We start from the raw sequence: 18,544 nt of genomic DNA on the forward strand, positions 1-18,544 counted from the left end.
CGAACCTCAATCCACCTCAAGTCGCAGAACCGCTGTGTGACGCGGAGCGTCACGAACTGCATTCCCACGCGGAGCGTAAGGAACGAGAGGCGTCTGGGATAACAAAGGTGATCTGAGTCGAACCTCACTATCGTGCCAATCTGTAAGCCATCACCCAGCCAGATAACAGGCATAAAAAAAGCCGACCCGTTGCCGGATCGGCTTTCAATAATCCCGGGGGATTATTACTTGCGGCTAGCTTTGTCCAGCATGCGCAGAGCGCGCTCGTTGGCTTCGTCAGCAGTTTGCTGAGCTTTTTGAGCAGCAGCCAGAGCTTCGTCAGCCTTGCGGTAGGCTTCGTCGGCACGTGCTTGCGAACGAGCTGCTGCGTCTTCGGTAGCTGTCAGACGAGCTTCGGTTTCTTTGGATACGCTGCTGCAACCGGTAGCCAGAACTGCGGCCAGAGCCAGAGCAGAGAATTTCAGAACGTTGTTCATCGTGTTCACCTTCAAGGAATTTTGTTCAAATTAGTCATCTCTCGAAAATGAGAAAACGACCGGCGTACATAGTACCCATTGTTTGTAGTAAGTAAACGGACCCAGCGCAAGAAGCTGCTAAAATTCCCTGCTTTGAAAGTGTTCCGCGTTACTTCTCAAGCGTTCTGTACAAAAACTATCCACTTTCACTGGACCCCCTGTCCGTATCGGCGGTTCCGCACAACGCGTTTGAACATCTGCAAAAACCTTGGATGTTTGACTGTCGGTCGGTGCGGGAGCATTTCCAGGCATTTTTAATCCGACCGCGCTTGAGCATATCCGGCAATGGTGCCTACTATCTCAGTGTGATGTGCGTCGAGATCGGCAATGCTCTTACCGGTGTCGAAAACAGACACTGGGCGGCGTAGATGTTCCTTCGCCTGAAAAAGACCGGTAAGGTAGGGGTCAAATTCCAAGACCCGCGAGGAGTAGCGATGAGCGAGGCGTTGTCCATCCACCATGACGAAGTCGGCCACCATTTCGAAATCATTATCGACGGCCACCGTGCCTACCTGACGTACATGGATCTCGGCAAGCAGACGCTGGATTTCTACCGGACCTTTGTGCCCGATGCCTTGCGTGGACGCGGTATAGCCGCCGCCCTGACCAAGGAAGCCCTGGACTATGCAGGCAGCATGGGCTATTCCGTCATACCGTCCTGCTCTTATGTCGAGCGCTATATGGAACTGCATGACCTGCAGTCGCAGGCGGCCAAGCTCTGATACATCGAGCTTACTGACCGTCAGCATGAAAAACGCCGAGCATATGCTCGGCGTTTTCGTTGTTGCAGGTTAATCGGTCAGGCAGTTACTTGCGCTTGCGAGCGGGCAGTACACCCTTGAGTTTCGCGTGCATGCTGCGCAGGGTCTTTTCAGTGCTTTCCCAGTCGATGCAGGCATCGGTAATGGATACGCCGTACTGCAATTCCGACAGGTCCTTCGGAATCGCCTGACAGCCCCAGTTCAAGTGACTCTCAACCATCAGGCCGATAATCGATTCGTTGCCTTCCAGAATCTGGTTGGCGACGTTTTCCATTACCAGCGGCTGCAGGGCCGGGTCCTTGTTGGAGTTGGCATGGCTGCAGTCGACCATGATGTTCGGGCGAATGCCGGACTTGTTCAGGGCCTGTTCGCACAGCGCGACGCTGACCGAATCATAGTTGGGCTTGCCATTGCCGCCGCGCAGCACGACATGGCCGTAGGCATTGCCCTTGGTGGTCACGATCGACACGCCACCTTCCTGGTTGATGCCGAGGAAGCGGTGCGGGCTCGAGACCGATTGCAAGGCGTTGATGGCAACGGTCAGGCCGCCGTCGGTGCCGTTCTTGAAGCCGACTGCCGACGACAGGCCGGAAGCCATCTCGCGGTGAGTCTGGGATTCGGTGGTGCGCGCGCCAATGGCCGACCAGCTGATCAGGTCCTGCAGATACTGCGGGGAGATCGGGTCCAGTGCTTCGGTGGCGGTTGGCAAACCCATTTCAGCCAGGTCCAGCAGCAACTGGCGACCGATATGCAGGCCATCCTGGATCTTGAACGAGTCATCCAGGTACGGGTCGTTGATCAGGCCTTTCCAGCCCACGGTAGTGCGTGGCTTCTCGAAATAGACGCGCATGACCAGATACAGCGTGTCGGACACTTCTGCCGCCAACGCCTTGAGGCGCTCTGCATACTCCTTGGCTGCCTTCAGGTCGTGGATCGAGCAGGGGCCGATCACGATGAACAGGCGGTGATCATTGCCATCGAGGATGTTGCGAATCACCTCGCGACCCTGGCTGACGGTGTGCAGGGCAGCGTCGGTCAGAGGGATTTCGCGCTTGAGCTGATCCGGGGTGATCAGAGTCTCGTTGGAGGCAACGTTAAGGTCGTCAATCGGTAAATCAGCCATCGTGTTACTCATCAGGTCGCGGGTACTGGCCGCCAACGGTCCCCCGTGCGGCGGTGCCCAGCAGGTTTGAGCGCAGCGGGGAGCCGAACCTTAGCGCGTTATCGCGCTGTTCGACAATAAGTAAACGAGGTATCGGGCAGGTTACGGGTAACTGCCCGCCGGGCCGCGCTGCTGTATTGCAAGACAATCCGCTGCGACGGATAGTGTGAGGCCCGAAATAATCTGACAGCCAAGGGAGAGGTCATGAGTGTTGATTTCCGTCGTCCGCGTGTCGGCATTATTGGTACAGGTGCCATCGGCGGCTTTTACGGGCTGATGCTGGCGCGTGCCGGATACGACGTGCATTTTTTGTTGCGCAGCGAGTTTGAGGCGGTTGCGCGCGAGGGGTTGCAGGTCAGTAGTGCCGTGCATGGCGATCTGCATCTCAAACCCGTTCAAGCCTATCGCTCGGCGGCTGACATGCCGCCTTGCGACTGGTTGCTGGTTGGCACCAAGAGCACTGGCAATGCCGCGCTGGGGCCGATCATTAGCCAGGCCGCTGCGCCGGACGCCAAAGTGTTGCTGCTGCAGAACGGTCTGGCCGTCGAAGATCAGTTGCGCAGCGTGCTGCCCGACAGCCTGCATATATTGGGCGGGCTATGTTTCGTCTGCGTCAACCGGATTGCGCCCGGCGTCGTCGCTCATGAAGCCTTCGGCGCGGTCAGTATCGGCTATCACAGCGGCCCGGCAGGCGACCAGGCGAGCCGCATGGCGGTCGTCGAAGCCTGCGCGGCCTTGTTCAAGACGGCCGGTATCGACGCCCCCGTCATGGCCAATCTGCAGCAGGCCCGCTGGCAGAAGCTGGTCTGGAATGTGCCCTACAACGGGCTGTCGGCCTTGTTGCAGACCAGTACCAGCCAATTGATGGCCGACCCTGACAGTCAGGCATTGATCCAGGCGCTGATGGATGAAGTAGTACAGGGTGCCGAGGCCTGTGGTCATGCCTTGCCGCCCGGTTTCGCGCAGCATCTGTTTACCGTGACCCAAAGCATGCCGGACTACAGGCCCAGCATGTATCACGACCTGGTCGAGAAGCGGCCACTGGAGCTTGAAGCCATTTATGCCCGGCCCCTCGCTGCCGCGCTTGCTGCAGGGTTTGACATGCCGCGCATGCGGGCGCTTTATCAGGCACTGGCATTTATTGACCGTGGCAACCGCTCGGCAAACGAGGAGTGACTCATGACAGAGGCTGATGGCCATAAGCTGGTGCTGGCGATTTCATCGCGGGCGCTGTTCGATCTTCGTGACAGCCACGACGTGTATATGGCCGACGGCGTGGAGGCCTACCGCAAGTATCAGATCGAGCACGAGGATGAGATTCTCGAGCAGGGCGACGCTTTCCCGCTGGTTGAAAAACTCCTGAGCCTCAATGCCAGCCTGGACAAGGCGCGCGTGGAAGTGGTGCTGGTGTCGCGCAACAGCGCCGATACCGGCCTGCGGGTGTTCAACTCGATCCAGCATTACGGCCTGGACATCAGCCGTGCCGCCTTCGCGGGTGGGCGCAGTCCTTATCCTTATCTGGCTGCGTTTGGCTGCCATCTGTTTCTGTCGACCCATGCCGAGGATGTGCGCAGCGCGCTGGATGCCGGTTTTGCTGCGGCGACAATCCTTTCTGGCGGTGCGCGGCGTGCAGCCAGCGCCGAGCTGCGGATTGCGTTCGATGGTGACGCCGTGTTGTTTTCCGACGAATCGGAGCGGGTTTACCAGAGCGGCGGCCTGGCTGCCTTTCAGGCCAGCGAGCGTGAGTCGGCGCGCGAGCCGTTGCGTGGTGGCCCCTTCAAACCGTTTCTCGCCGCACTCTACCAATTGCAGCGTGAGTTTCCCGATGCGAGCTGCCCGATTCGTACCGCGCTGGTCACGGCCCGCTCGGCACCTGCACATGAACGGGTGATCCGCACCTTGCGCGAATGGGACATTCGTCTCGACGAGTCGCTGTTTCTCGGCGGCTTGCAGAAGTCGGCCTTTCTTGAAGCATTTGCCGCCGATGTGTTCTTCGACGATCAGCCCGGTCACTGCGAAAAGGCGCTTGAAGTAGTGGCAACCGGACATGTTCCGCATGGCATCAGCAATGAAATAACGCCGCTTGCCAACGGTGGCTGAGAAGTCCGTCGTCGCAGCCGATGATGCGCTGCTACGCTGAGTCAATCTCCGCCATTCCGGTTGTTCGGGAGGTTGTATGGTTCGTTCGATGCTGTATGCCACAGACCTTGGTCTGTACGCGCCTTATGTAACGCAGCACGCGCTGGCGCTGGCTCGAACGTTCAACGCAGGGCTGTATGTAATCCATGTCGTTGAGCCCTTGGGGCTGTTCGCCGAGTCGGTATTGCAGAGCCATCTGGGCGAGGAGGCCTTGAAAGAGCTTCGTGGCAAGGGTGTTAATACGTTTCTGGACGCCATAGAGCAACGAATGCTCGACGGCTTTCGTGAAGAACTGGGAGACGGCCACGCGGACCTCTCCCTGATTCGTACGGTGCGTGTCGTTCAGGGAGAGCCTGCCAGTGTGATTATCGAGCAGGCGCACAAGCTGGAGGTGGATTTGCTGGTGGTGGGCAGTCACAGTCGCAGGATAGAAGAGGGCACCTCGATAGGCCGGACGGCTGCCAGGGTCCTGCAATTTTCCGACGTGCCGGTCTACATGGTTCCGATGATGTTGAAAAAGGAGTGAGGGTAGGGAGAGGAAGGTTCAATTGGTGGTTTTAGTGAAATCGAGCGTGCGATCACCTTACAAAGGTGATAAAAAGTTCTAGAATTATTCGTCTCACCATTAATCCAGTTATATACCGTCGCTGATACCCATAGGGTTTATCTGCTTTGAGGGATACATATGAAGCTCCAACAACTGCGCTACATTTGGGAAGTGGCGCACCACGACCTCAACGTTTCTGCGACGGCCCAGAGCCTTTACACCTCCCAGCCCGGCATCAGCAAGCAGATTCGTCTGCTTGAAGACGAGCTGGGCGTCGAGGTTTTCGCCCGTAGTGGCAAGCACCTGACGCGCGTGACACCCGCAGGCGAGCGGATTATCACCACCGCAGGCGAGATTCTGCGGAAGGTCGAAAGCATCAAGCAGATTGCCCAGGAGTTCTCCAACGAGAAGAAAGGCACACTGTCGATCGCAACCACTCACACCCAGGCACGCTATGCGTTGCCGCCGGTCATCAGTAATTTCATCAAGCAGTACCCTGACGTGGCCTTGCACATGCATCAGGGCTCGCCAATGCAGATCGCCGAAATGGCCGCTGACGGGACGGTCGATTTCGCTATTGCCACCGAAGCGCTCGAGCAGTTCAGCGATCTGGTGATGATGCCGTGCTACCGCTGGAACCGTTGCGTTGTTGTACCGCAGGGCCACCCGTTGACCAAGGTGCCCAAGCTCACGCTGGAGCTGCTGGCCGAGTACCCGATTGTGACTTACGTCTTCGGTTTTACCGGCCGCTCCAAGCTCGATGAAGCGTTCAGTCATCGGGGGCTGGTGCCCAAGGTCGTGTTTACGGCTGCGGATGCTGACGTGATCAAGACCTACGTTAGACTGAATCTGGGCGTGGGCATTGTTGCAAGGATGGCGGTAGACGAAGAGGTCGACAGCGATCTGGTGGTACTGGACGCCAGCGACCTGTTCGAGTCCAGCGTGACCAAGATCGCTTTCCGTCGCGGCACCTTCTTGCGTGGCTTTATGTGCGATTTCATCGAAAAGTTTGCCCCGCACCTGACCCGTGAAGTCATGGCCAAGGCGATTCAGTGCCATAACAAACAGGAAATGGAAGAGCTGTTTGCCAACGTCGAGTTGCCGGTGCACTAGTCGCAGCGGCAAGTTACAAGTCAGAGCCGTACGCGCTTTGACCTGTAACTTGCAGGTTGAGGCGTGCCTCTGGCGGCGTCAGTTGCGCGCTATCAGGTTGCCCGCATGCAGCCCGCATTCCTTCTGTGTGGCTTCTTCCCACCACCAGCGACCTTCGCGTTCGTGCTGGTTCGGCAATACCGGGCGGGTGCAGGGTTCGCAGCCGATGCTGATGAAACCGCGCTCGTGCAGGCTGTTGTAAGGCAGTTCCAGCATGCGGATGTAGCCCCAGATTTCTTCGCTGCTCATCTGCGCCAACGGGTTGAATTTGTACAGCGTGCGTTCGGCGGTCGAGAACGCGCTGTCGATTTCCAGTGCGGCAACGGCGCTGCGTGTGCCAGGGCTCTGGTCGCGGCGCTGGCCGGTGGCCCAGGCTGTGACGCCAGACAGTTTGCGGCGCAGCGGTTCGATCTTGCGGACGCCGCAGCATTCGCCATGACCATCCCGGTAAAAGCTGAACAGGCCTTTTTCCTTGACGAACGGTTCGAGCTTGCTCTGGTCCGGCGAGATGATTTCGATCTCGATCTTGTAGTGGTCACGGACCTGTTCAATGAAACGATAGGTTTCCGGGTGCAGGCGTCCGGTGTCGAGACTGAAGACCTTGACGTTTTTGTTCAGCTTCCAGGCCATGTCTACCAGCACGACGTCTTCGGCGCCGCTAAAGGAGATCCATAGTTCGTCACCGAAGTGTTCGAAGGCCAGTTTCAGAATGTCTTGTGCAGACTTGTTCGCATAGGTCGTCGCCAGTTCAGCGACGTCGAAAGGTTGGCTCATCAGGCGGCTTCCTAGAATGCAAGAGTGGCGCTTAAGCGCTCGTGATGGCAGCAATGGTAACAAAATCCGCTGTTCAGTGGCCGTTGCCGGAGGCTAGAGTGCTGCCTGCGTTGATAGCCAAAGCCTTGAGGAGTGTGCTGTGGAAATTGCCTGTCTGGACCTGGAAGGTGTGCTTGTCCCGGAAATATGGATCGCCTTTGCCGAAAAAACCGGTATTGAATCACTGCGCGCGACCACTCGAGACATTCCCGACTACGACGTCCTGATGAAGCAGCGCCTGCGTATTCTCGATGAGCACGGTCTGAAACTGTCGGATATTCAGGAAGTGATCGCCACCCTCAAGCCGCTGGAAGGTGCAGTGGAGTTCGTCAACTGGTTGCGCGAGCGTTTTCAAGTAGTGATTCTGTCCGACACGTTCTACGAGTTCTCGCAGCCGCTGATGCGCCAATTGGGTTTTCCGACCCTGCTATGTCATCGCCTGATCACTGATGAAACCGGCCGGGTGGTCAGTTACCAGTTGCGTCAGAGAGACCCCAAGCGTCAGTCGGTACTGGCGTTCAAAAGCCTGTACTACCGGATCATTGCGGCAGGCGACTCCTACAACGACACCACCATGCTGGGCGAGGCTGACGCCGGTATCCTGTTCCATGCCCCCGACAACGTTATCCGCGAGTTTCCGCAGTTTCCGGCGGTGCATACCTTTGATGAGCTGAAAAAAGAGTTCATCAAGGCGTCGAATCGGGATCTGCCGCTCTAGACGCAGGGCTTACACTTCTGGTTCCTGCGCAAGATCGGACGCGGAGCGTCCAGAAAGGCATGCCAACGCGGAGCATTGGCACGATAGTCGGAGCGAGGTAGGCGTATCGCGCAGGATCTCAGAGCGCCTCAAGCGTTTCCAGCAGCACACGGACCTTGGTGAAGGTTTCCTGATATTCGGCCTCGCAGTTCGAGTCCGCCACAATGCCGCCGCCGCCCCAACAGGAAATGCGCCCATCCTTGACCAGCAGGCTGCGGATGGCGATCGAGCTGTCCATTTCGCCGCGTACGTCCAGGTACATCAACGAGCCGCAATACAGGCTGCGTCGGGTCGGCTCCAGCTCGTCGATGATCTGCATGGCGCGGATCTTCGGCGCGCCCGTGATGGAACCACCGGGGAAGCTGCCACCGATCAGGTCCAGAGCATCGTTGCCAGCGGCCAGCTCCCCGGTCACGCTGCTCACCAGATGGTGCACGTTGGGGTAGCTTTCGAGGCTGAACAGCTCGGGAACTTTCACCGAGCCGATGCGGCAACTGCGGCCGAGGTCGTTGCGCAGAAGGTCGACAATCATCAGGTTTTCAGCGCGGTCCTTTTCGCTGGCCAGCAGCTCTTTGGCGAACGCGGCATCCTCTGCGGCGTCCGGGCTGCGCGGCCGCGTGCCTTTGATGGGGCGGGTTTCGACCTGTCTGGCGCTGACCCGCACGAAGCGTTCCGGAGAAAGGCTCAGGATTGCATCGTGCCCCGGCAGGCTCAGGTAGCCGGCAAACGGTGTAGGGCATGCCGCTCGTAGTGCGCAATAAGCCGCCCACGGGTCGCCAGTACACTGCGCCTGAAAGCGTTGCGCGAAGTTGACCTGATAACAGTCTCCCGCCTGGATGTAGGCCTGAATGCGTTCGAAAGCCTGTCGATAGTCGTCCGCACTGATGCTGGCCTGAAACGCCTGGCTGAGCCGGAAAACGGTGGGTGGTTGAGTGACGCTGACAGAGAACAGCTCAATCAGCCGTTTACGCTCGGTCTCGGCCAGCGTCGGGTGAAAGACAAGCTGGCTGGTCTGATGCTGATGATCACTGATCAGCGCCCAGGCGTAGAGCGCCAGGCGAGCTTCGGGCAGTTGCAGATCGTCAATGGCCTGATCCGGTAGCGGTTCCAGGCGTCGACCAAACTCATAGCTCAGATAACCGATCATGCCGCCAGCGAAGGGCAGTTCGCACCCGTCAGGCAATTGCGCTGTGCCGAGCGCTTTAAGACTATCGCGCAACCGCTGGAGATAGGCGGCTCCATTCTCGTCATCGGCAACGGTCAGTTCCTGCAGCGGCCATGCACTGAGCAGGTCATATCGGCCGCGCTCGGCGGTCGGCCTGCCGCTGTCGAGCAGCACCGCGCCCGGCGCTTCGCGGATTCGCGCAAAGAACGCGATCGGGTCGGCGCTGTAGGGCAGGGGGTGTATCGAGCAGATCGGCATCGTCGAATATCGGTCTTGGAAACGCGGCTGGCGATTGTAGCCTTGCCGATGCGGCAGTCCTAGCGGTATGTCCGTTCAGACGCCGGGCACGTGACCGAACAGGTCCTGGACAAAGCTGACCCGCTCCTGCGCCGATTCCTGGCGTCCTTCAAGAGCCAGCTGCTCCAGACGCGCCTCGACGGCCTGAGTGCGATGGGTCAGGCCACTGTCATTGGCGATCTGAATGTTCAAGCCGGGACGGGCATTGAGTTCCAGAATCAGCGGGCCCTTGTCCTGGTCCAGCACCATATCGACACCAATGTAGCCCAGACCACAAAGCTCGTAACACTCGGCGGCAAGCTTCATGAAACCGTCCCAGTTGGGCAGTTGCACGCCGTCTACCGAATGGGTGGTGTCCGGGTGCTTGCTGATGATGTTGTTCAGCCAGGTGCCTTGCAGGGTGACGCCGGTGGCCAAGTCCACACCGACGCCAATCGCGCCCTGATGCAGGTTGGCCTTGCCACCTGACTGGCGGGTCGGGAGGCGCAGCATGGCCATCACCGGATAGCCCATCAGCACGATGACGCGGATGTCCGGCACGCCTTCATAACTGATGCTTTTGAAGATCGGGTCCGGAACAACCCGGTATTCGATCAGCGCCCGGTCACGGTGTCCGCCCAGCGAATAAAGGCCCGTGAGGATGCTGGACACCTGATGCTCGATTTCCGCATGGCTGATGATGCGTCCCGAGACGGTACGAAAACGCTCCTCGAAACGGTCGGCGATGACCAGAATGCCGTCGCCGCCTGCGCCCTGGGCGGGCTTGATCACGAAGTCGCTGTGCGCGCCGATGATATCGTCAAGCCGGTCGATTTCCTTTTCCGTGGAAATCACTCCATACATTTCCGGCACGTGAATGCCTGCCGCGATGGCTCGCTCCTTGGTGATGATCTTGTCATCGACGACCGGATAAAGGCTGCGCTTGTTGTACTTGAGCACATAGTCGGCGTTACGCCGATTGATGCCCATGATGCCGCGGGCCTCAAGCGCCTTCCAGGTCTTCCACCAGCCGATCATTTAGTCTTTTCCTCTTTCAGAAAAGCCTTGAAGCGCATCAGTTCGGTCAGGCGATAGCCACGGTATCTGCCCATCGCCAGCATGAAGCCGACCAGTATCAACAGCACTGCCGGGAAGGTGAAAACGAAATAGGTCAGTTCCGGCACGCTCATGATCAGGTGTGCCAACGATGCCGCGAACAGTGTGCCGATCGCGACTTTCATGGCGTGGCTGCCGCCGCGCTCTTCCCAGGTAATCGACAGGCGTTCAATGGTCATGGTCAGGATCACCATCGGGAACAGCGCTACCGAAAGCCCGCGTTCGAGCCCCAGCTTGTGGCTGAACAGGCTGATGGCCGCAATCAGCACCACAACGAAGGTCAGTACAACCGACAGGCGCGGCAGCATTTGCAGCTTCAGGTGCTCCAGGTACGAGCGCAATGACAAGCCCAGGGCGGTGATCACCGTAAACAGAATAATGCCGAAGCCCAGTTGGGTTTCGCGGAACGCCAGGGCAATCAGCACCGGCGTGAAAGTGCCCAGTGTCTGCAGGCCGATCAGGTTGCGCAGGATCAGGATGACCAGTACGCCGATCGGGATCATGACCATGACCATGAAGGTCTGCTGGGTTTGCAGCGGCAGCCCGTAGAGAGAATAGGCGAGGAAGTCGGAGTCGGTGCTGGCATCGGTCAGTTTGGCGAGACGCATGGCGTTCATTTCACTGTTATTGAGGCTGAACGTGACTTGCACTTTCTTGCCCCCTTCGACACTGACCAGGGCGTCTTCACCGGTCCACCACAACAGGCGGTCATCCGGCAGACCGGCTTCCCCGGTATCCGGGTTGAAGTACAGCCATTCCTTGCCATTGAAGCTGCGCAGCCAGAGTTCCGGCGTCTGCTGCTCGGCATCCAGGCGAATGGTGTGGGCCTTTTCCAGTGGTACGTGGGCGATCGACAGCAGCAGCTCGGTGACCCGGGCCTTGTTGGAGGCCGAGTTATCACCGGCCAGCAGCAGCTTGACGTTATCGTCATTCAGGTTGTTGACGCGTTTGATGGCTTCGGTGATGAAGGTTTCCACGTCCGCAGAGTGCTGGCGAATGGGGGCCAGCAGTGCCTCGGCTGCAATTTTTTCGGGGCCTTCGACGGTCATGCTGTCGCGAAAGATCGGCCCTTTGACCTTGGGTTTTTCACCGCTGTAGCGCTTGGTCAGTACCAGGCGGTAGTAAAGCGTCTGGTTGCCGGTGGCGCGACGGGCCGACCAGGTGACCTTGCGATTGCCGTCAGCACGGTTGACGCTGACGCCGTAATTGTTCGAGATGAAGCTTTCATTGAGGCTGATGTAGTCGTGGGCCAGTGGCGGCACGAACATCTGGACCTTCACCGAATCCTTTGGATTGGCGATGAATTCGACTTTGGCGTCGATATTCCACAGGTCATCGGTTTCGTCTTCGGTGACGGGTATGCCGAGCGCCAGTATCTGATAGGCCGTGATCGCGATGCCCAGGGTCACAAGGGCAGTGATCAGGATCTTCAGATGGAGTGTAAGAGAGCGCATGGGTTTACTCTGCGTTTTGAGCGACGGAAGCGCAGCCGGGCTTCCCTGCCGCATATTTAAGACTTGGATCGACCAGCGCATCGAAGCGTTTCAACGCTTCGGAGCCGATCAAAAGCGGATATTGGAAAGCACTTCGGTCAGTCAAGTTCACTTCGATGGTGCGTAAAGCTTCACCCATACAGATATCGAGGTTGATCACCGGACGTGACGAGTATTTATTTTCTTCATTCGGGTCAACGTCGTCGGCGCGGCGCTTGATCTTGCTGACCCGGGCCAGAGGTCGTTCTATGGGGTGTATATGCTTGCTGTCGCTGGCTATATAGAAGCGCACCCAGCTTTCGCCATTGCGTTTGAAATGCTTGATGTCGCGGGCGCTCAGTGAAGCGGTCTTGGCCCCCGTATCCAGTTTGGCGGCAATCTCGACGTCGATTTCAATGAGGCTGGCGTATTCGTTGAGGCCATAGACTGTCTTGTTGGCGGCCAGGCTGACGCTGGGCAGCAGCAGGCCGGAAAAGAACAGCAGGCAGAGCAATGTGGGCAGGCTAGTCAGTCTCATAAATCCTGGCGCGATGAGCGAACAACTTCAGGGTCAGGGCGCAAATGGAGTTGACCTGAGGGTGATAGGGCAGGCAGTTCGCAGTCGCCGCTCCGGTGCGGAGCGTGCTGTGCGGACGCGGCGCATTCTAGCATGAAGCCTCGGCGCTGCCAGTGATCAACCTGTATGTCTGTTCAGGTTCACTCGCAGGAACCTTTGACGTCCTTTCGATATATTGTCGACAATCCTTTGTTTTGCTTTGACTGATTTGCAGTTTATGGCTAGATTTGCGTCTTAAAAGGCTAAAGGTGTCGACAATGCTGGGTGCGGTCGAGAAGGCAGTAGCAGTCGTTGATGAGTCGGAAACCCTCTCCGAGAACGTTTTCCGACGCATTCAATCCGCTATTGTGAAAGGCGAGATCGCCCCCGGTAGCAAGATCTCCGAACCGGAGCTGGCGCGCACCTACGGCATCAGTCGCGGGCCGTTACGTGAAGCCATTCACCGGCTCGAAGGGCAGCGACTGGTGGTGCGCGTGCCGCACGTCGGTGCACGTGTTGTCGCGCTCAGCCATGCCGAGCTGATCGAGCTTTATGAGATCCGTGAGTCTCTGGAAGGGATGGCCTGCCGCCTGGCCGCCGAGCGTATGACCCAGGCCGAGATTGATGAATTGCGCGGCGTCCTTGACACCCATGAGCGCGATGCTGCGTTTCAGGCGGGCATCGGCTATTACCAGCAGGAGGGTGATTTCGATTTTCATTACCGGATCATCCAGGGCAGCGGCAATCGTACCCTCAGCCAGATGCTGTGTGGCGAGCTGTACCAACTGGTGCGCATGTACCGCATCCAGTATTCCACAACGCCCAACCGGCCTCGTCAGGCCTTTGCCGAACATCACCGCATTCTTGATGCCATCGCTGATCGCGACGGTGAGCTGGCTGAATTGTTGATGCGCCGCCATATCGGTGCATCCAGACGCAACATCGAGCGCCACTTCCAGGCGGCTCCCGACCGAGGTGAACAATGAGTCACAACAACAATACTCCCGGCCAGCGTTTCCGCGATGCGGTCGCCAGTGAACAGCCGTTGCAAGTGGTCGGCGCAATCAATGCCAATCATGCGCTGCTCGCAAAACGCGCCGGGTTCAAGGCTATTTACCTGTCTGGCGGCGGCGTTGCGGCAGGGTCACTGGGCATTCCGGACCTGGGGATTACCGGTCTTGAGGACGTGTTGATTGATGTGCGCCGCATCACCGATGTCTGCGACCTGCCGCTGCTGGTGGATGTCGACACCGGTTTCGGTTCTTCGGCGTTCAATGTGGCGCGAACCGTGCGCTCGATGATCAAGGCCGGCGCTGCTGCGATTCACATTGAGGATCAGGTGGGTGCCAAGCGCTGCGGGCATCGCCCGAACAAGGAAATTGTCTCGCAGCAGGAAATGGTCGACCGGATCAAAGCCGCCGTGGATGCGCGCACTGACGACAGTTTCGTGATCATGGCGCGCACCGATGCACTGGCGGTCGAGGGGCTGGAATCGGCACTTGAGCGTGCTGCGGCCTGTATCGAAGCGGGCGCAGACATGGTGTTTCCAGAGGCAATCACCGAACTGGCGATGTACAAGCAATTTGCCAACCGTGCAGGCGTGCCGATCCTGGCCAATATCACTGAATTTGGCGCTACACCCTTGTTTACCGTCGATGAGCTGCGTGCGGCCGACGTGTCGCTGGTCCTTTATCCGCTTTCTGCCTTCCGCGCCATGAACAAGGCTGCGGAAAATGTCTACGGCGCAATCCGTCGCGATGGCAGCCAGAAGAACGTGGTCGACAGCATGCAGACGCGCATGGAGCTGTACGACGCCATCGACTACCACACCTTCGAGCAGAAACTCGACGCGCTGTTTGCGCAGAAAAAGGGCTGATGGGCACAGAACGAGAACTCTCGTTCCCACGCTGCAAGCTCAGCGTTATACACAGGTCTTGAAATGACTATCGTGCCAATGCTCCGCGTTGGCATGCAGTTCGTGACGCTCTGCGTCACAAGTTTCCAGCCTGGCGAGAAAGCAAACGTAATCGAAACTCAGGCCCGCATTCGTACGGACTGAATCACGCGTCAAGGCTCCAATGTGTGACGCGGAGCGTCACGAAATGCATCACCACGCGGAGCGTGGGAACGATCATTATCGTAGTTTGAGCCCCGTTTTCCGGGCTCATTGGGCTGATGTACAACGATGAGCGCTGCAGGTGTGAATTTATCTCGTGACGCTCTGCGTCCCATCACACAAAAACAATAGTGGAGAACATCATGGCTGAAGCAAAAGTATTGAGTGGTGCCGGGCTGCGCGGGCAGGTTGCCGGGCAGACGGCGTTGTCCACGGTGGGCATGGCGGGCGCCGGGCTGACGTATCGCGGCTATGACGTGCGCGAACTGGCCGCTGAGGCCCGGTTCGAGGAAGTTGCCTACCTGCTGCTGTACGGCGAGCTGCCGACCCAGGCCCAGCTGGCTGCTTATCTGGATAAACTCAAGAGTCTGCGCGATCTGCCTCAGGCCCTGAAGGAAGTGCTGGAGCGCATTCCCGCCGACACTCACCCGATGGACGTGATGCGCACCGGCGCGTCAATGCTCGGCACACTGGAACCGGAGCGCAGTTTCGATCAGCAGCGCGATGCCACCGACCGTTTGCTCGCGGCGTTCCCGGCGATCATGTGCTACTGGTATCGCTTCAGTCATGACGGCAAACGCATTGACTGCACAACCGCGGAAGACTCCATCGGCGGGCATTTCCTGCACCTGCTGCTCGACAAGTCCCCCAGCGAACTGCATCGCAAGGTCATGGATGTGTCGCTGATTCTGTACGCCGAACATGAATTCAATGCCTCCACGTTCACTGCCCGCGTCTGCGCGTCGACCCTGTCGGACCTGTTTTCCTGCGTCACCGCAGCCATCGGCACGTTGCGCGGCCCACTGCATGGCGGTGCCAACGAGGCCGCGATGGAGATGATTCAGCGCTTCGCTTCGGCTGAGGAAGCCACCAAAGGCACCTTGGGGATGCTTGAGCGCAAGGAAAAGATCATGGGTTTCGGCCATGCCATCTACAAAGAGTCCGACCCGCGCAACGAGGTCATCAAGGGCTGGTCGAAGAAGCTTGCCGACGAGGTGGGCGACAGCGTGTTGTTCCCTGTCTCAGAGGCCATCGACAAGGTCATGTGGGAGCAGAAGAAACTGTTCCCCAACGCCGACTTCTACCATGCCTCGGCGTACCACTTCATGGGCATCCCGACCAAGCTGTTCACTCCGATCTTTGTCTGCTCGCGCCTGACCGGCTGGGCCGCCCACGTTTTCGAACAGCGCGCCAACAATCGCATCATCCGTCCGAGCGCCGAATACACCGGCGTCGAACAGCGCAGCTTCGTGCCCATCGAGCAGCGCTGAAAAGGGGGCAGGGGAGCCGCTGACGAGTTCCCCGCCCGCATTCCGAACACTCCGTGATCGAGTCCCGCAATGAACAGTGAATTTCGCAAAACGCTTCCTGGCACCCGACTGGACTATTTCGACGCGCGCGCAGCGGTCGAGGCGCTCAAGCCCGGCGCTTATGCCACGCTGCCCTACACCTCGCGAGTGCTGGCCGAGAACCTCGTGCGCCGCTGTGATCCTGCGACCTTGAGTGCTTCTTTGACCCAGCTCATCGAGCGCAAGCGTGATCTGGACTTTCCGTGGTTCCCTGCGCGGGTGGTCTGCCACGACATTCTGGGGCAGACCGCACTGGTCGATCTTGCCGGCCTGCGCGATGCAATTGCCTCGCAGGGCGGTGATCCTGCGCAGGTAAACCCGGTGGTGCCGGTGCAGCTAATTGTCGACCATTCGCTGGCAGTGGAATCCGACGGTAATGACCCGCAGGCGTTCGCAAAGAACCGCGCCATCGAAGATCGTCGCAACGAAGACCGCTTTCACTTCATTGACTGGACCAAACAGGCGTTCAAGAACGTCGAAGTGATCCCGCCGGGCAACGGCATCATGCACCAGATCAACCTGGAGAAAATGTCGCCGGTGGTGCAGGTGCTCGACGGCGTAGCCTTTCCCGACACGCTGGTGGGAACAGACAGCCACACGCCACATGTCGACGCGCTAGGCGTGATTGCCATCGGCGTTGGCGGCCTCGAGGCCGAAAACGTCATGCTGGGGCGCGCCTCGTGGATGCGCTTGCCGGACATCATCGGGGTCGAACTGACTGGACGCCGTCAGCCGGGCATCACCGCCACCGATGTGGTGCTGGCTCTGACCGAATACCTGCGTCAGCAGAAGGTGGTTGGCGCGTATCTGGAGTTCTATGGCGCGGGTGCGTCGAGCCTGACCCTCGGTGACCGGGCGACGATTTCCAACATGGCACCGGAATACGGCGCGACAGCGGCAATGTTTTCCATTGATTCGCAAACCATCGATTATCTGCGCCTGACAGGGCGTGAGGACGAACAGGTCAAGCTCGTCGAGTTGTATGCCCGGCACACCGGCTTGTGGTCGGACAGCCTGAAGGAGGTCGAGTACGAGCGCGTGCTGAGCTTCGACCTGTCCAGCGTGGTGCGCAACATGGCCGGGCCGTCCAACCCCCATGCGCGGGTCGCCACCGCGGATCTGGCAGCCAGAGGTATTGCCGGGCAGTGGGAAGACGTGCCGGGGCAGATGCCCGATGGCGCGGTGATCATCGCGGCGATTACCAGCTGCACCAACACCAGCAACCCGCGCAACGTGATTTCGGCAGGCCTGCTGGCCCGCAATGCCAACCGCCTGGGGCTGATGCGCAAGCCGTGGGTGAAGTCGTCGCTGGCGCCCGGCTCGAAAACCGTGGCCTTGTATCTGGATGCCGCAGGGCTGACGTCCGAACTGGAGCAATTGGGCTTTGGCGTCGTGGCGTTTGCCTGTACCACCTGTAACGGTATGTCCGGCGCGCTCGATCCGTTGATCCAGCAGGAAATCATCGACCGCGACCTGTACGCCACTGCGGTGTTGTCGGGTAATCGCAATTTCGACGGGCGTATTCACCCTTACGCCAAACAAGCGTTCCTGGCCTCGCCACCTCTGGTGGTGGCCTACGCCATTGCCGGCACCATCAGGTTCGATATCGAAAACGATGTGCTCGGGATGGCCGATGGCAAAGAGATTCGCCTCAAGGACATCTGGCCGAGCGATGAAGAGATTGATGCCGTGGTGCAAGCGTCGGTCAAGCCGGAGCAGTTTCGTCAGGTCTACATTCCGATGTTCGCCATCGAAGAACACACCGGGCCGAAAGTCGAGCCGCTGTATGACTGGCGCCCGATGAGCACTTACATCCGTCGCCCGCCCTATTGGGAAGGCGCGCTGGCCGGGGAGCGCACGCTCAAGGGCATGCGCGCACTGGCCGTGCTGCCGGACAACATCACCACCGATCATTTGTCACCGTCCAACGCCATCATGCTGGACAGTGCTGCGGGCGAATATCTGGCGAAAATGGGCCTGCCGGAGGAGGATTTCAACTCCTACGCAACCCACCGGGGCGACCACTTGACGGCCCAGCGCGCAACCTTTGCCAACCCGCAACTGGTCAATGAGATGGCGGTGGTCGACGGCAAGGTCAGGAAAGGCTCGTTGACCCGGATCGAACCCGAGGGCGTGGTTACGCGCATGTGGGAAGCCATTGAAACCTACATGGCCCGCAAGCAACCGTTGATCATCATTGCCGGTGCCGATTACGGGCAGGGTTCGTCCCGTGACTGGGCTGCCAAAGGTGTCAGGCTGGCGGGCGTTGAAGCCATTGCCGCAGAAGGCTTCGAACGTATCCATCGCACCAACCTGGTCGGCATGGGCGTGCTGCCGCTGGAGTTCAAACCGGGCACCAACCGCCTGACGCTGGGCATCGACGGCAGCGAAACCTTCGACGTGATCGGTCAGCGCACACCGCGCGCGACCTTGACGCTGGTGATCCAGCGCCGTAACGGTGAACGTGTGGACGTGCCGGTGACGTGCCGTCTGGACACTGCCGAAGAGCTTTCTATTTATGAGGCTGGCGGCGTACTGCAGCGTTTTGCTCAGGATTTTCTGGAGGCTACTGCATCGTAGCTACGCTGGAGCGTGAGGAACGATAAGCGTGCGCAAGAGCACTATCGTGCCCATGCTTCGCGTGGGCA

General features: G+C 59.0%; 17 protein-coding genes. 10 read left to right on the top strand and 7 right to left on the bottom strand.

Annotation, left to right across the window (positions count from 1 at the left end):
* Positions 1 to 224: 224 nt before the first annotated feature.
* Positions 225 to 476: an outer membrane lipoprotei OprI gene (gene oprI, locus RYC17_RS02075; RefSeq protein WP_002553018.1), complete on the bottom strand. Its 252-nt coding sequence runs from the start codon at positions 474 to 476 to the stop codon at positions 225 to 227.
* Positions 477 to 949: 473 nt separating this feature from the next.
* Between oprI and RYC17_RS02080 the strand changes: the two genes are divergently transcribed.
* Positions 950 to 1,237 carry a GNAT family N-acetyltransferase gene (locus RYC17_RS02080; RefSeq protein ID WP_002553019.1) on the top strand — a complete coding sequence of 96 codons (288 nt, stop codon included), beginning with the start codon at positions 950 to 952 and terminating at the stop codon, positions 1,235 to 1,237.
* Positions 1,238 to 1,322: 85 nt separating this feature from the next.
* Here the strand turns inward: RYC17_RS02080 and RYC17_RS02085 are convergent, their stop codons facing one another.
* Positions 1,323 to 2,399, bottom strand: a complete 1,077-nt coding sequence (locus tag RYC17_RS02085) for a 3-deoxy-7-phosphoheptulonate synthase (protein ID WP_058401037.1) — start codon at positions 2,397 to 2,399, stop codon at positions 1,323 to 1,325.
* A 243-nt stretch (positions 2,400 to 2,642) separates the two neighbouring features.
* On the opposite strand from RYC17_RS02085, the gene RYC17_RS02090 reads away from it, so the two are divergent.
* The 4 genes from RYC17_RS02090 to cysB all read left to right on the top strand — a co-directional run bounded on the left by RYC17_RS02090 (position 2,643) and on the right by cysB (position 6,237).
* Positions 2,643 to 3,614: a putative 2-dehydropantoate 2-reductase gene (locus RYC17_RS02090; protein WP_058408927.1), complete on the top strand. Its 972-nt coding sequence runs from the start codon at positions 2,643 to 2,645 to the stop codon at positions 3,612 to 3,614.
* A gap of 3 nt (positions 3,615 to 3,617) precedes the next feature.
* Positions 3,618 to 4,538, top strand: a complete 921-nt coding sequence (locus RYC17_RS02095; protein WP_316902414.1) for a 5'-nucleotidase — start codon at positions 3,618 to 3,620, stop codon at positions 4,536 to 4,538.
* A gap of 76 nt (positions 4,539 to 4,614) precedes the next feature.
* On the top strand, positions 4,615 to 5,103 hold the full coding sequence (locus RYC17_RS02100; protein WP_058408926.1) for a universal stress protein: 489 nt from the start codon (positions 4,615 to 4,617) through the stop codon (positions 5,101 to 5,103).
* Between the two features lie 159 nt (positions 5,104 to 5,262).
* Positions 5,263 to 6,237, top strand: a complete 975-nt coding sequence (gene cysB, locus RYC17_RS02105) for an HTH-type transcriptional regulator CysB (RefSeq protein WP_003382487.1) — start codon at positions 5,263 to 5,265, stop codon at positions 6,235 to 6,237.
* 78 nt (positions 6,238 to 6,315) lie between these two features.
* Here the strand turns inward: cysB and RYC17_RS02110 are convergent, their stop codons facing one another.
* Positions 6,316 to 7,050 carry a phosphoadenylyl-sulfate reductase gene (locus tag RYC17_RS02110; RefSeq protein WP_002553025.1) on the bottom strand — a complete coding sequence of 245 codons (735 nt, stop codon included), beginning with the start codon at positions 7,048 to 7,050 and terminating at the stop codon, positions 6,316 to 6,318.
* A gap of 139 nt (positions 7,051 to 7,189) precedes the next feature.
* Here RYC17_RS02110 and thrH point away from each other — a divergent pair, with 139 nt between their 5' ends.
* Positions 7,190 to 7,807, top strand: a complete 618-nt coding sequence (gene thrH / locus RYC17_RS02115) for a bifunctional phosphoserine phosphatase/homoserine phosphotransferase ThrH (RefSeq protein ID WP_122258751.1) — start codon at positions 7,190 to 7,192, stop codon at positions 7,805 to 7,807.
* A gap of 118 nt (positions 7,808 to 7,925) precedes the next feature.
* Here the strand turns inward: thrH and pabB are convergent, their stop codons facing one another.
* From pabB to RYC17_RS02135, 4 genes are all read right to left on the bottom strand, one after another.
* Positions 7,926 to 9,269 carry an aminodeoxychorismate synthase component I gene (gene pabB, locus RYC17_RS02120; protein ID WP_316902416.1) on the bottom strand — a complete coding sequence of 448 codons (1,344 nt, stop codon included), beginning with the start codon at positions 9,267 to 9,269 and terminating at the stop codon, positions 7,926 to 7,928.
* Between the two features lie 75 nt (positions 9,270 to 9,344).
* Positions 9,345 to 10,322 carry an alpha-L-glutamate ligase-like protein gene (locus RYC17_RS02125; RefSeq protein WP_161936594.1) on the bottom strand — a complete coding sequence of 326 codons (978 nt, stop codon included), beginning with the start codon at positions 10,320 to 10,322 and terminating at the stop codon, positions 9,345 to 9,347.
* Positions 10,322 to 11,857, bottom strand: a complete 1,536-nt coding sequence (locus RYC17_RS02130; RefSeq protein WP_005732527.1) for an inactive transglutaminase family protein — start codon at positions 11,855 to 11,857, stop codon at positions 10,322 to 10,324. The genes RYC17_RS02125 and RYC17_RS02130 overlap by 1 nt, the downstream gene beginning before the upstream one ends.
* Positions 11,858 to 11,861: 4 nt before the next feature.
* On the bottom strand, positions 11,862 to 12,413 hold the full coding sequence (locus RYC17_RS02135; RefSeq protein ID WP_122258753.1) for an ATP-dependent zinc protease: 552 nt from the start codon (positions 12,411 to 12,413) through the stop codon (positions 11,862 to 11,864).
* 296 nt (positions 12,414 to 12,709) lie between these two features.
* Here RYC17_RS02135 and RYC17_RS02140 point away from each other — a divergent pair, with 296 nt between their 5' ends.
* The 4 genes from RYC17_RS02140 to acnD all read left to right on the top strand — a co-directional run bounded on the left by RYC17_RS02140 (position 12,710) and on the right by acnD (position 18,476).
* Complete coding sequence (locus RYC17_RS02140) at positions 12,710 to 13,417, top strand: GntR family transcriptional regulator (protein WP_122281126.1); 708 nt, start codon at positions 12,710 to 12,712, stop codon at positions 13,415 to 13,417.
* On the top strand, positions 13,414 to 14,307 hold the full coding sequence (gene prpB, locus RYC17_RS02145; protein WP_005732529.1) for a methylisocitrate lyase: 894 nt from the start codon (positions 13,414 to 13,416) through the stop codon (positions 14,305 to 14,307). The genes RYC17_RS02140 and prpB overlap by 4 nt, the downstream gene beginning before the upstream one ends.
* Positions 14,308 to 14,690: 383 nt before the next feature.
* Positions 14,691 to 15,818 carry a 2-methylcitrate synthase gene (gene prpC, locus RYC17_RS02150; protein WP_122281127.1) on the top strand — a complete coding sequence of 376 codons (1,128 nt, stop codon included), beginning with the start codon at positions 14,691 to 14,693 and terminating at the stop codon, positions 15,816 to 15,818.
* Positions 15,819 to 15,887: 69 nt separating this feature from the next.
* Positions 15,888 to 18,476, top strand: coding sequence for a Fe/S-dependent 2-methylisocitrate dehydratase AcnD (gene acnD, locus RYC17_RS02155; protein WP_057401160.1), 2,589 nt, complete (start codon positions 15,888 to 15,890; stop codon positions 18,474 to 18,476).
* The last annotated feature ends 68 nt before the right edge of the window (positions 18,477 to 18,544 follow it).

The organism is Pseudomonas syringae group sp. J248-6, assembly GCF_032586995.1.
Lineage (GTDB): Bacteria > Pseudomonadota > Gammaproteobacteria > Pseudomonadales > Pseudomonadaceae > Aquipseudomonas > Aquipseudomonas amygdali.